12 protein-coding genes are annotated in these 13,283 nt (G+C 69.4%); 11 read left to right on the top strand and 1 reads right to left on the bottom strand.

Annotated features, from left to right (window positions below):
• Positions 1-76 precede the first annotated feature (76 nt).
• A complete protein-coding gene (locus tag DW306_RS17925; protein WP_136056946.1) occupies positions 77-793 on the bottom strand; it encodes a TetR/AcrR family transcriptional regulator in 717 nt (238 codons plus the stop codon).
• A 167-nt stretch (positions 794-960) separates the two neighbouring features.
• On the opposite strand from DW306_RS17925, the gene DW306_RS17920 reads away from it, so the two are divergent.
• From DW306_RS17920 to DW306_RS17870, 11 genes are all read left to right on the top strand, one after another.
• Positions 961-2,820, top strand: coding sequence for a prolyl oligopeptidase family serine peptidase (locus tag DW306_RS17920; protein ID WP_136056945.1), 1,860 nt, complete (start codon positions 961-963; stop codon positions 2,818-2,820).
• 106 nt (positions 2,821-2,926) lie between these two features.
• Positions 2,927-4,639, top strand: a complete 1,713-nt coding sequence (locus DW306_RS17915) for an ABC transporter substrate-binding protein (RefSeq protein ID WP_136056944.1) — start codon at positions 2,927-2,929, stop codon at positions 4,637-4,639.
• Between the two features lie 56 nt (positions 4,640-4,695).
• Positions 4,696-5,661 (top strand): ABC transporter permease, encoded by a 966-nt coding sequence (locus DW306_RS17910; RefSeq protein WP_136056943.1) that lies wholly within the window; start codon positions 4,696-4,698, stop codon positions 5,659-5,661.
• Positions 5,658-6,560 carry an ABC transporter permease gene (locus tag DW306_RS17905; RefSeq protein WP_136056942.1) on the top strand — a complete coding sequence of 301 codons (903 nt, stop codon included), beginning with the start codon at positions 5,658-5,660 and terminating at the stop codon, positions 6,558-6,560. The genes DW306_RS17910 and DW306_RS17905 overlap by 4 nt, the downstream gene beginning before the upstream one ends.
• Positions 6,561-6,598: 38 nt before the next feature.
• Positions 6,599-7,564 (top strand): ABC transporter ATP-binding protein, encoded by a 966-nt coding sequence (locus DW306_RS17900; protein ID WP_205814207.1) that lies wholly within the window; start codon positions 6,599-6,601, stop codon positions 7,562-7,564.
• Positions 7,561-8,553, top strand: coding sequence for an oligopeptide/dipeptide ABC transporter ATP-binding protein (locus DW306_RS17895; protein WP_168429372.1), 993 nt, complete (start codon positions 7,561-7,563; stop codon positions 8,551-8,553). Before DW306_RS17900 ends, DW306_RS17895 begins: the two co-directional genes overlap by 4 nt.
• A gap of 134 nt (positions 8,554-8,687) precedes the next feature.
• Positions 8,688-9,773: a tartrate dehydrogenase gene (locus DW306_RS17890; RefSeq protein ID WP_136056939.1), complete on the top strand. Its 1,086-nt coding sequence runs from the start codon at positions 8,688-8,690 to the stop codon at positions 9,771-9,773.
• Between the two features lie 155 nt (positions 9,774-9,928).
• Complete coding sequence (gene phnD, locus DW306_RS17885; protein WP_136056938.1) at positions 9,929-10,831, top strand: phosphate/phosphite/phosphonate ABC transporter substrate-binding protein; 903 nt, start codon at positions 9,929-9,931, stop codon at positions 10,829-10,831.
• 95 nt (positions 10,832-10,926) lie between these two features.
• Positions 10,927-11,679: a phosphonate ABC transporter ATP-binding protein gene (gene phnC / locus DW306_RS17880; RefSeq protein ID WP_136056937.1), complete on the top strand. Its 753-nt coding sequence runs from the start codon at positions 10,927-10,929 to the stop codon at positions 11,677-11,679.
• Positions 11,663-12,514, top strand: coding sequence for a phosphonate ABC transporter, permease protein PhnE (phnE, locus tag DW306_RS17875; RefSeq protein ID WP_136056936.1), 852 nt, complete (start codon positions 11,663-11,665; stop codon positions 12,512-12,514). Before phnC ends, phnE begins: the two co-directional genes overlap by 17 nt.
• Positions 12,511-13,278, top strand: coding sequence for a tyrosine-protein phosphatase (locus DW306_RS17870; RefSeq protein ID WP_136056935.1), 768 nt, complete (start codon positions 12,511-12,513; stop codon positions 13,276-13,278). The genes phnE and DW306_RS17870 overlap by 4 nt, the downstream gene beginning before the upstream one ends.
• Positions 13,279-13,283: the final 5 nt, after the last annotated feature.

Below are 13,283 nucleotides of genomic sequence, written 5' to 3'. Positions count from 1 at the left end.
ATATCGGGGCGGATGATCCTCCGAAGCGCCGATCTCCTCCGAAGCGCCGACGCGATGAACCTCGCGGCCGGATGAGTCAGGCGCCGGGCGCGTGCCGCTCGATGCTCTCCAGCAGCAGGTCGAGCGCCGACTCCCAGGCGCGAGGGTCGCGCACCCCGGGAAGGCTGTCGCCCGCCCAGGCGATGTTCGGAAACTCGGCGGGGTCGAGGCGCCGGTAGTCCATCTGCCACGTGAGCTCGTCGGCGTCCTGCACGTCGGCGGGCATCGCGGTGAGTGCGGCCTGGATGCTGGATGCCGAGCGGATCAGCTGCCCGAGCGCTCGGGCGTACAGGGCCGCCTGCTCCTGGTCGTACCCGCCGCGGCGCAGGGCGCCGATCGAGAACTCCATCGACGAGAAGTCGGTGGGGCGGCGCAGGGCCATCTGCAGCGCGAACTCCGGGTAGCGCATGTAGTGGTCGTGGATGAGGTGCGCCTGGGTGCGCAGGTCGGCCATCCAGTCGTCGGTCGCGACCATGCCGCCGCTGTAGGAGCGGGCGCGGAGCGTGTCGATGAGGGCGAGCAGAAGCTCGTCCTTGTCGCGGAAGTGCCGATAGATCGAGGTGGGGTGCGCACCGAGCTCTTCGCCGATCGCCTGGAACGTCAGACGGTCGAGGCCCTCGCGCTCGACGACGCGATCGGCGGCGGCGACGATGATGTCGCGGCTGAGCGAGTCGCGCGCGCGGCGGGGGCGTGCGGGGGTGCCGGTCGTACGGGTCGGCGCCTTCGCCTGACCTGCGGCCTTCCGAGTCGCCATCGAGTTCCTCCGTCTGCTGTCGTGCCGTGCGTCGGTCACGCAGACTCACGGTACCTCACCGTCGTCACGGCTCCTGTCATGCTCATCGACAATGCCGCGAACCCTGGTCTTCATCGCTTAGCCAATGCTATAGTCAACGACACTGGCGACGACGAGGAGAAGCAAGGATGCTGCACACCCCGGAAGACTCGACGACGAAGGCCCTGGACGAGCGCTTCGCCGTTCCGTACCTCATGACGGTGCGCCCCGCGGCGGGTGCGTCCGACCTCGCCCTTGTGATCGAGAACCACCCCGAGGGCGCGCGCGGACGCCTCTGGCGCGCCCCGGATGCCCCGGGCGAGCTGCTGCCGTTCGACGTCAGCATGGGGGCGATCGTCACCCCGGACGGCCGGTGGATCGTCGACCTCGACGACGGCGGCGGGTCCGAGGTCGGCGCCCTCGTCGCGATCACCCCAGACGGCTCGGAGCGCGTCGCGCTCACCCCGGGACGCGAGCCCTACGTCCTGCGCGGACTCGCGATGTCGTTCGACGGCTCGGCCCTCATCGCGACGGTCGTGGACGAGGAGGGCTTCCACGTCCTCTCCATCCCCGCCGCCCCCTGGAGTGAGCCGCGAGTCGTCTACTCGAACCCCGTGGAGGCCTGGTTCGGCCTTCCTTCCTCCGATGCCTCGCTCGTGTCGATCGACACGACGGCTCACAATCCCGGCATCCGTCGTCCGCTGCTGACGGTGGTGGATGCCGCGTCGGGCACGACCGTCGCGACGCTCGACGACCTGCCGGACGGGCCCGTCCGCGGGGTGCGCTTCTCCTCCGTCGCCGGCGACGACCGCCTGCTCCTCAACACCGAGCGGAGCGGCTTCTCGCGTCCGGCGATCTGGCATCCGCGCACCGGCGAGCGACGTGACTTCGACCTGCCGGAGCTCGCCGGAGAGGTGCTCGCCCTCGACTGGCACGCCCCGAGCGGCCGCATCCTCGCACTGCACGTCGACGGCGGCATCCACCGGCTCATCGAACTCGACGAGGCGGATGCCGCGGTGCGCACGGTGCTCGAGGGCGGCAGCTTCGCCGAACCCGACGTCGCGAACCTGCATCCGTACTACTGGACCTCGTACTACGCGCCGAGCGGTGCCGTCCGGGCGATGCGTTCGAGCTGGGCGGTCCCGCTGCACGTCACGGAGGTCGTCGCCGACGGCACCGAGACGACCCTGATCGACCCGGCAGCCGTGCCGCCCGGTGTGCCGCTGACCTCGACGCTCGTCACGAGCGTCGACGGCACGCCCGTGCAGCTGTGGTCGGCGCGCCCCGCCGGTCGCGAGCCGCTCGGCACGGTCCTCGAGATCCACGGCGGGCCGATGCTCGTGACGGTCGATCGCTACGACCCCTCCGCCCAGGCCTGGCTCGAGGCCGGCTACGCGTTCGCGTCGCTCAACTATCGGGGCTCCGTGACCTTCGGGCGCGCGTTCCGGGAGGGCTTCTGGAACGTGGGCGGCGACCGCGAGATCGAAGACGTCGCCGCGGCGATCGACTGGCTGCGGGGGCAGGGGCTGGCCGACCCGGCATCCACGTTCATCACCGGCGCCTCGTACGGCGGGCACATGACGCTGCTCAGCGTCGGCCGGCTCCCGGAACTCTTCGCCGGCGGACTCGCACACGTCGCGGTCGCCGACTGGTCGGTGACCATCGAGGCCATGAACCCGGCCGTGCGCACGGTGTGGAGCTCGTGGGTGCCGCCCGAACTCGTCTCCCGCTTCTCGGCGATCACGTACCTCGACGACGTCACGGCATCCGTCTGGATCAATCAGGGGTCGATCGACACCCGCACACCCGTCGTCGGCGTGCAGGGCTACGTCGACCGTCTGCGCGCCCGCGGAGGCGACGTCGTGCTCGACATCTTCGAGGGCGGGCATGAGCCCACGGGCCTCGAGGGGGCGGCGATCAGCCAGCGCCGCATGCACGAGATGACGCGCCGAACGCTCGCCGGAGAGCGCTGGGACAACACCGGCCTCACGCCTAGTCAGGAACATTGACTAAAAGGCTTGCTATCTTTTCCGGTCGGTTCTAGAGTCAGACCACCACCCGCACCACAGCACTTCTGCACTGTTCCTTCGTCGCACGCTCACTGGAGATCCGTCCATGTCGAAATCATTGCTTCGCACCGCTGTACCCTCTTCCCGTCTCTCCCGGCGCGGCATCCTCGCGGCTCTGACCGCCGCCGCACTCATCGGCTCGCTCGCTGCCTGCACCTCGACGCCCACCCCGGCCGAGACGAACGAGGAGGTCGCCGTCGTCGACGGCGGCGAGCTCGTCATCGGCGCCGAGCAGGAGCCGGACTGCGCCGACTGGATCGCCACCTGCGGCGGCTCGATCTGGGGCACCTACGTCATGCAGATCCCGACCATGCCGGCCGTGTTCGAGACCCGCCTCGTCGACGACGAGTGGGTGCCGGTGCCGTCCGACCTCGTCACGGGGGAGCCGGCCACCGAGGTCGCCGACGACGGCACCCAGACGGTCACCTACGACATCAATCCGGATGCCGTGTGGTCCGACGGCGAGCCCATCACCTCGGCCGACTTCGCGTACACCGCCCTCCAGATCCGTGACGGCGACGACATCTTCGACAAGACCGGGTACGACCGGATCACGGCCGTCGACGTCAGCGACCCGAAGAAGGCCGTCGTCACCCTCGACTCCGCCTACGCCGGATGGCGCACGCTGTTCAGCGTGTATGGCATCATGCCCGCGCACATCCTCGAGGGTCAGGATCGCAGCGCGATGATGGCCGACGGCTACGACTTCAGCGGCGGTCCGTGGAAGATCGAGAAGTGGACCCGCGGCACGTCGGTCACGCTCGTGCCGAACGAGAACTACTGGGGCGAGAAGCCGCACCTCGACAAGGTGACCTTCCTGTTCCTGCCCGACACCACGGCCGCGTTCCAGGCGCTCAAGAGCGGACAGGTCAGCGTGCTCGCGCCGACTCCCCAGCTCGACGCGCTCACCCAGATCGACGCCGGCCTCCCCGGCATTAAATCGCAGGTCGACGCCCGCAGCGGCAACCTCGAGGCGATCTGGCTGAACAACTCCGTCGCTCCCTTCGACTCCGTCGCGGTTCGCCAGGCGCTCGCCTACTCGATCGACCGCGACGCCATCGTGAAGCGTCTCTTCGGCAGCCTCGGCGTCGACAAGGCACAGCAGAGCTTCAACTCGCCCATGGTCGCGCCGTTCGCGTCGGACGACTTCTCGCAGTACACGCTCGATCTCGGCAAGGTCGACGAGCTCATGGAGGGCGACGGCTGGAAGAAGAACGGCGACGGCGTCTGGGCGAAGGGCGGCGAGACGGCGACCTTCTCGATCAAGACGCTCGCCGGCAACAAGCGCCGCGACCTCACCGTGCAGGTGCTGCAGTCGCAGCTGGCGGATGCCGGCTTCGAGATGACCATCGACCAGGTGACCCCGGCCGACCTGTTCGGCACGATCGCGCCGGAGGGCGACTTCCAGGCCGGCATCTGGGCCCTCGTCGACACGTTCCCGGATCCCACGCTCAGCGCGACGTTCGCGTCGACCAACATCCCGAGCGAGGCGAACGGTTTCTCCGGCATCAACTTCTACCGCGCCGACATCCCGGGGCTCGACGACCTGCTCACCCAGGTCGACAGCGAGATCGACACGGATGCTCGTATCGCCGCCTCGCACGAGGGCGACGCGCTGATCGCGGAGAACGTGCCGTCCCTGCCGCTCGATGCCGTGCCGAACGTACTGCTGTGGAGCGAGAAGGTCGGCGGCCCGCTGCAGATCAACCCGATCGAGGGCCCGTTCTGGAACCTCGCCGAGTGGGGCCTTGCGGGCTGAGTCCGCGGGGCCGCATCCGCGGCATCCGATGATCCGATCAGGAAGGAGGCGATGAGATGATCACGTTCATCACACGACGGGTGCTGTACTCGATCCCGGTGATCCTCGTCGCCTCCTTCGTGCTCTTCTGGGCGGTGCGGGCGACGTTCGATCCGCTCGCGAAGCTGCGCCTGGCGCAGGACCCGACGGCGCTCGCCCGCGAGGTCGAGAGGCTGGGGCTCGACCGCTCCATCCCCGAGCAGTACTTCCTCTGGCTGCGATCGATGATCGTCGGCGACTGGGGCACGAGCACGCGCACCGGCACCCCGGTGCTGCCCCTCATCGGCGAGGCGCTGTGGCCCACACTGCAGCTGGCGTTCTGGGGGCTGCTGATCGCGATCCTCATCGCCGGCGGCATCAGCGTCTACTCGGCCGTGCGGCAGTACTCGCTCGGCGACAACCTGCTCACCGGCGCCTCGTACCTCGGCATCGCGATGCCGGCGTTCTGGTTCGGCCTCATCCTCATCCAGACCTTCGCCGTCTGGCCGAAGGAGGCGTTCGGGCTCAGTGAGCCGCCGCTGTTCTTCATCGGGCTGAACTCGCCGGGACAGACCGGCGTGCTCGACTACATCCGGCATCTGATCCTGCCGGTGGCCGCCCTCATGATCGCGCTCGTCGCCTCGTGGAGCCGCTTCGGCCGCGCCGCGATGCTCGACGCGCTGTCGAGCGACTACGTGCGCACGGCTCGTGCGAAGGGTGTGCCGCGCCGCCAGGTGATCTGGCGGCACGCGGTGCGCAACTCGCTCGCGCCGTTCGTCACGGTCGTCGCGCTGGACGCGGCGATCCTCATCGGCGGCCTGGTCGTCACCGAGCAGATCTTCGCGATCCCCGGCATGGGGCGCCTGTTCCTGCAGTCGCTCGTCGCGGGCGACGTGTTCGTGCTGCTGCCCTGGATGATCGTGGTCGCCGTCGCGGTCGTGATCTGCAACCTGATCGCCGACATCGCCTACGCGGTGCTCGACCCGAGAGTGAGACTGTCATGAGCGGCGCCGGTATCGCGGGGAGCGAGGAGCTGCTCGCCGAGCAGGATCCGCAGAAGGCTCCGACGAGACAGCTCCTGAAGGGGTTCCTCCGGCACCGACTGGGCGTCGTGAGTCTGATCGTGCTGGTGATCCTGCTGATCGCGTGCTTCGGCGCCGGCTGGATCGCGCCGTATCCGCAGGGGCAGCAGGACCTGCTCACCGGACCCACCCCGCCCTCGGGCGCGCACTGGCTCGGCACCGACGAGCTCGGCCGCGACTATCTCAGCGAGATCCTGTTCTCCGGCCAGATCTCGCTCGCGATCGGCCTGGCCGTCGCCCTGCTCGCGACCGTCGTCGGCACCGCGCTCGGCGCGATCTCGGGCTACGTCGGCGGCTGGATCGGCGAGCTCATCATGCGCATCACCGACCTGTTCCTCATCGTCCCCGCGATCGCCCTTCTGGCCGTCATCCTGCAGGGGCTCGGGCCGTCGCCCACCACGATCGTGCTGGCCCTCACCGCCCTCGGCTGGACCTACATCGCCCGCGTCGTGCGCTCACAGGTGCTGTCGCTGCGGGAGAAGGACTTCATCGACGCGGCACGCGGCATCGGAGCATCCGGACTCCGCATCGTCGTCTCGCACCTGCTGCCGAATCTCGCCGGCGTGATCGTGGTGGCGATGAGCCTGGCCGTGGCATCCTCGATCATCGCGGAGTCGACGCTGAGCTTCCTCGGGTTCGGCGTGCAGCCGCCGCAGACCAGCTGGGGCTCGATGCTCAGCCAGGCCGCCGGCTACGTCGGCACCCCGCAGGTGTACCTGCTGTACTTCCCCGGCTTGTTCATCCTCGTGACGGTGCTGTGCGTGAACTTCATCGGCGACGGACTGCGCGATGCGCTCGACCCGCAGGGGAAGAACCTGTGAGCGGGCGGGAGGTCCTCTTGGAAGTCGAGGATCTGTCGGTGAGCTTCCCGACGGATGCCGGGCTCGCCCGCGCGATCGAGGGCGTCTCGTTCGTGCTGCGCGAGGGAGAGACCGTCGGGATCGTCGGGGAGTCCGGCTCGGGCAAGTCGATGACCGCGATGGCGATCATGGGGCTGCTGCCGAAGAAGGCCGTGGTGACGGGGTCGATCCGGTTCCGTGGTCAGGAGCTCGTCGGCATGTCGGATGCCGCGCTGCGCGAGATCCGCGGCAAGGACATCGCCGTCGTGTTCCAGGACGCGCTGACCGCGCTGAACCCGGTCATGCGCGTCGGCGAACAGCTGGTCGAGGCCGTGCGCGTGCACCGGCCCGACACCACCTCGGCGGAGCAGCGCGCCCGGGCGATCGAGTTGCTCGACATCGTCGGCATCCCCTCGCCCGAGCTGCGCGTGGATCGCTACCCGCACGAGTTCTCCGGCGGCATGCGGCAGCGCGTGATGATCGCGATGAGCATCGCCAACGAACCCGACCTGCTGATCGCCGACGAACCCACGACCGCCCTCGACGTGACCGTGCAGGCGCAGGTGCTCGAGGTGCTGCGCGAGGTGCAGCGCCGCACCGGCACGACCGTGCTGCTCATCACGCACGACCTCGGCGTCGTCGCGGGCACCGCCGACCGGGTCATGGTCATGTACGCGGGCGGGCTGGTCGAGACGGCCGACGTCGATCCGCTCTTCTACGAGACCGCGCACCCGTACACGGCGGGGCTGCTGGCGTCGCTGCCGCGCATCGACCGGCGTGCCTCGCGCGACGAAAGGCTGTACCAGATCGCGGGGCAGCCGCCGGTGGCGACGGCATGGCCCGACGGATGCCGCTTCGCCCCGCGCTGCGCGCACGCGGTGGCCGGATTGTGCGACGCCGTCGTGCCGCCGGCCGTCGTGGTGGGTTCCGGGCACACGGCGGCCTGCGTGCGGGTCGGCGAATGGCAGAAGGAGGCGGCGTCATGAGCACCGGATTGACCGTGCAGAACCTCGTCAAGGAGTACAAGGTCGGCGGGGGACTCTTCGGCCGCACGCGCGATGTCGTGCAGGCGGTGTCGGACGTCAGCCTCTCGATCGAGGGCGGGCACACGTTCGGCCTGGTCGGCGAGAGCGGCTGCGGCAAGTCCTCGCTCGGCCGCAGCGTGGCACGGCTGCAGTCCAGCGACGGAGGCTCGATCCGGCTCGGCGACGACGACGTCACGAGCGTCGAGGGAGGGCGGCTGCGGGCGCTGCGTCGTCGCGTGCAGTTCGTGTTCCAGGATCCGTATGCCTCGCTGAACCCGCGGAAGTCCGTGCGGGCGACGTTGACCGAACCGCTCGTGATCCACGGGCTGCACCGGGGTCAGCACGAGCGCCGGGTGGAGGAGCTGCTCGCGCAGGTCGGACTGAATCCCGCGCACGCCGACCGGTTCCCGCACGAGTTCTCCGGCGGACAGCGCCAGCGGCTCGGCATCGCGCGGGCGCTCGCCGTCGAGCCCGAGGTGATCGTGCTCGACGAGCCGGTCAGCGCCCTCGACGTGAGTGTGCAGGCCGGGGTGCTGAACCTGCTCGACGACCTGCAGCGCGATCTCGGGCTCACGTATCTGTTCATCGCGCACGACCTGTCGGTCGTGCGACACCTCAGCGACCGCGTCGGCGTGATGTACCTCGGAAAGCTCGTGGAGGAAGGGCCCGTCGACGAGCTGTACGAGCGGCCGCGGCATCCGTACACGCAGGCGCTGCTGTCAGCGATCCCGGTTCCCGACCCGCGGGCCGAGCGGGCGCGCGAGCGCATCGTGCTGACCGGCGACGTGCCGAGTCCGGTCTCGCCGCCGAGCGGATGCCGCTTCCGTACGCGTTGCTGGAAGGCCACCGAGGTCTGCGCCGAGGTGGTTCCGGAGCTCGTCGCCACCGTTCCCGCCGACGGCGCCCACCGCGTCGCGTGCCACCACCCCGCCGAGCTCGACGTGCTCTAGCCCCGCCCGCCCCGCCCGCGTTCCGGTCGCACTTCCTGCCGCTCGAACCCGCGGCAACCGGCACGAACTGCGACCGGAGTACCCGGCGCTGGCAGAAACTGCGACCGGAACGACCGGCAACCGGAAGGAACCCCATGACAACCACGCACCGCATCGCCGTGATCGCCGGCGACGGCATCGGCACCGAGGTGATGCCGGAAGGGCTGCGGGTGCTGAAAGCCGCGGCATCCGTCTTCGACATCTCGCTCGAATTCACCGAGTTCGACTTCGCCAGCGCGGCATATTGGCAGCAGCACGGGCAGATGCTGCCCGACGACTGGTTCGAGACGCTGCGCGGCTTCGACGCGATCTACTTCGGTGCGGTCGGCTGGCCCGACGTCGTCCCCGACCACGTGAGCCTGTGGGGAAGCCTGATCCAGTTCCGCCGCGCGTTCGACCAGTACGTGAACCTCCGGCCGGTCAGGCTCATGCCCGGTGTGGTCTCGCCGCTCGCCGGACGGGCGCCCGGCGACATCGACTTCTGGGTCGTGCGCGAGAACACCGAGGGGGAGTACTCCTCGATCGGCGGCCGGATGTTCGAGGGCACCGACCGCGAGTTCGTGCTGCAGGAGACCGTGATGACGCGCACCGGCGTCGACCGGGTGCTGCGGTACGCCTACGACCTCGCGCAGCGCCGCGAGGCGAAGCACCTCACCTCGGCCACCAAGAGCAACGGCATCTCGATCTCGATGCCCTACTGGGACGAGCGCGTCGCGGCGGTCGGCGCCGACTACCCCGACGTGCGGCGCGACCAGTTCCACATCGACATCCTCACCGCGAACTTCGTGCTGCACCCCGACTGGTTCGACGTGGTCGTGGCGAGCAACCTGTTCGGCGACATCCTGTCCGACCTCGGTCCGGCCTGCACGGGCACGATCGGCATCGCTCCGAGCGCGAACATCAACCCCGAGGGCGACTTCCCGAGCCTGTTCGAGCCGGTGCACGGCTCGGCGCCCGACATCGCCGGTCGCGGCATCGCGAACCCGATCGGACAGATCTGGTGCGGCGCGATGATGCTCGATCACCTCGGGTATGCGGATGCCGGTGCCGCCGTGCTCGCCGCGATCGAGTCGGTGCTCGCCCGGGGAGCGGATGCCGCGCCGTTCACCCCCGACCTCGGCGGCTCGGCCACGACGGTCGAGCTCGGCGCCGCGATCGCGGAGGCTGTCGCGGCGGTGTGACGGCTGCGAAGTCCGGGGCGCCGACGCGGCCTCGTCACCCGCCGTTCACGAAGCGTTCCATTCGGAGTACGGCGGTCTCGTAATTGCCTGTCACCTTCGGGAGTTGGAATACCGGTGTTCTCGGAATTCGGGAACATCCCTCCCGAAAGGTCATCATGCGCCGCTTCACCCTGCCCGCCGTCGGCCTCCTGGGCGTCGCCGCCCTCGCGCTCACCGGATGCCAGAGCCCCACCGCCGAGGCGGCCCCCGCCGACCCCGACGCCCCCATCACCATCGCCACCCTCCCCGTCGGCGACGACCCCACCGCCGAGAACCCGATCGAGGTCTTCGCCGAGCTGCTCGAAGAGGCCACCGGTCGCACGGTCGAGATCACGGATGTGCCCGACTACCTCAGCGTCGTCGAGGCGATCCGGGCCGATCACGTCGACATCGGCATCATGAGCGGTTTCCCCTCGGCGCTGGCCGTGAACACCGGCGAGGTCGACGCGCTCGTCGCCTTCCAGGGCGACGGCAAGCCGGTCTCCACCTGCGTGGTGCTGGAGGACTCGCCGGTCCAGACCGTCGAGGATCTCGAGGGCAAGACGGTCGCGTTCGCCGACCAGGCCTCGAGCTCGGGCTACTTCATGCCGGTGTACATGCTGCACGAGGCGGGCCTCGAGCAGGGAACGGACTATGAAGCGATCTTCGCCGGCGGTCACGAGGGCAGCTTCGCCGCTCTCGAGCAGGGACAGGTGGATGCCGCGTGCACGGCGATCATGCTCACCGAGCTGGGCGCCCCGATGTTCCCCTTCGCCGATGGCGAGTGGCGCGCGGTCGGAGAGAGCCCGGCGATGAGCATTCAGGGCGCCGTGCTCGGCCGGCAGTCGCTCGACGACGACACGCGGAAGCTCATCCAGAAGGGCATCGCCGAGGTGTTCTCGCCCGCGAACGCCGAGAAGCTGGGCGCCTACGGAGCGTTCGCGGCCGCCCCGCAGACCGTCGATCCGAAGACCTCGGAGTTCGAGTCCTTCGCCGAGATCGCGGCCGTCGCGGGCGTCGAGCTCAAGGACTTGAAGTGACGAGAGTCGCGGTAGCGGAGGGCGCTTCGTCTCGCTCGGCTCTCTCGACGACCGAAACGCCCACGCCCGCGTCGCTCCGTCAGACGCTCCCGCTCGTGTCCGTGCGCGGACTCGAGGTCGCCTACGACGGGCAGAACGTGCTCGACGGTGTCGATCTCGACCTGTTCCCCGGCGAGATGGTCGCTCTGCTCGGCGCCTCGGGGTCGGGCAAGTCGACCCTCATGCGCAGCCTCACCGGGTTCGCCCCGATCTCCGCCGGCTCGGTGCGGGTCGCGGGTCACGACGTGACGAACCTCCGTCGTGGCGAGCTGCGCACCCTGCGGTCGGAGGTCGGGCAGGTGTTCCAGCAGTTCAACCTGATCCCACGGCTGAGCGTCATGACCAACGTGCTCACCGGCGCTCTGCGCGGCGCCGGCGCGATCAACGTCGCCGGCGGGTTCTCGAGCGCGCACCGCCGTCGTGCGCTCGAACTGCTCGACCGCGTCGGCATCGCGCACAAGGCGACGGCTCCGGCGCGGTCGCTCTCGGGCGGGCAGCAGCAGCGGGTCGCGATCGCTCGGGCGCTGATGCAGCAGCCCCAGGTGATCCTCGCCGACGAGCCGGTCGCGTCGCTCGACCCGAAGCTGGCCGACTCGGTGCTGGAGCTCCTGCGCGAGATCGCGACCGAGGACGGCATCCCGGTGCTGGTGAGTCTGCACGTGCTCCCGCTGGCGCTCGCGCACAGCGATCGCATCGTCGGGTTGCGGCACGGCGAGATGCTCGTCTCCGGCGCGACCTCCCAGCTGGATGCCGCGGCTCTGGCGCCCCTCTACGACGATGAGGAGCACGGCGATGACGACCACCACTGAACCCCGCACCGGACGGTCGGCCTCGACGACCAGACCTGCCCTCGATGCCGCCGAACGCGCACGCCTCGAGAGCGCGTTCCGGGTGCCGCGCGCCCGCTTCCTGATCGGTCTGCCGGTCGCGTTCCTCGTGCTGCTGTGGTCGTTCAACGGCGCGGAGTTCAACTTCGTGAAGCTCGGCGACGGCGCGGTCAACATGGGTGAATTCCTGTCGCGCCTGTTCCCGCCGGACTTCTCGAAGATCGGCACGATCCTCGCTCTGCTGCTCGAGACCTTCCAGATGGCCGTGGTCGGGACGGTGCTCGGCGCCGTGCTTTCGCTGATCGTCGCGTTCGGGGCATCTTCGACCATCGCGCCGAGGTGGCTGTACTACCCGACGCGCTGGGTGATGAACATCATCCGCTCGGTGCCCGACCTGGTTTTCGCTCTGATGTTCGTCTCCGCGGTCGGACTCGGTCCGTTCGCCGGCATCCTCGCCATGACGCTCGGTTCCATCGGCTCGATCGGCAAGATCTTCGCCGAGGCGATGGAGCAGGTCGATCGGGGGCCCGTCGTCGCGATGGAGGCCGTGGGCGCATCGAAGCGGCAGGTCATCCAGTACGGCATCCTGCCGCAGGCGGCGCCCCTGCTCACCTCATACACGCTGCTGCTGTTCGAGGGGAACGTGCGCGGCGCGACCATCCTCGGCCTTGTCGGCGCGGGTGGTATCGGTCTGGAGCTGACGACCGCGATGCGCATGTACGACTACGGCCACCTCAGCGCCATCATCATCTGCATCATCGTGCTCGTCACGGTGATCGACCAGGGCAGCGCCCTCATCCGAAGGAGAATCACATGACCATCATCGACACCGACCTCGTGCTCAGCGCGCCCGTCAATCTGCGCGACCTCGGCGGCATCGCGATCGACGGCGGCGTGCTCCGGCCGGGGCTCGCCATCCGCACCGACGACCTCGCGTACGTGACCGAGGACGTCGCCGCGCAGCTCGTCGCCGACGGTCTCACGGCGATCATCGACCTGCGCTCGCCCGCCGAGGTGTCGGTGACGGGACGTGGCCCGCTCGGCGAGCATCCGATCTCGTACCACCACCTCCCGCTCATCGCGAACGTCGGCGAGTCGATGGATCGTGATGCTCCCGCGTTCAGTCACGAGGCCATGGGGCTGATGTACCTGCGGATGGTCGAGAGCGCCGCCCCGCAGCTCGTCACCGCGCTCAACGTGATCGCACACACTCCCGGAGCATCCGCGTTCCACTGCGCCGCGGGGCGGGATCGCACCGGCGTGCTGGCGGCGATGCTGCTGCTCGCACTGGGAGCAGCCGACGACGACATCGTGACCGACTACGCGCTCACCGGCGCCAACATGGTCGCGATCATGAAGCGCACGGCCCCGGTCATGGGGGCGATGTGGAAGGCGCTGGGTTTCGACTCCGACATGCTCTCGACCTCGTCGTCGCTGCTCGAAGGGTCGATGGACGTGTCGATGCGCAGCCTGCTCGACACGCTGCGACAGCAGTACGGCGATCCGCTGACGCCGCTGCGCACCGCGGGGCTGTCGGATGCCACGATCGCGCGGTTGCGCGAGCGGGCGTTGGCCGCATGAGCCTG

It is taken from the genome of Microbacterium sp. K24, from assembly GCF_004794465.1.
Classification (GTDB): domain Bacteria; phylum Actinomycetota; class Actinomycetes; order Actinomycetales; family Microbacteriaceae; genus Microbacterium.
Note: the sequence above shows the minus strand (reverse complement) of the source record. Positions and strands in the feature narration are given on the sequence as shown.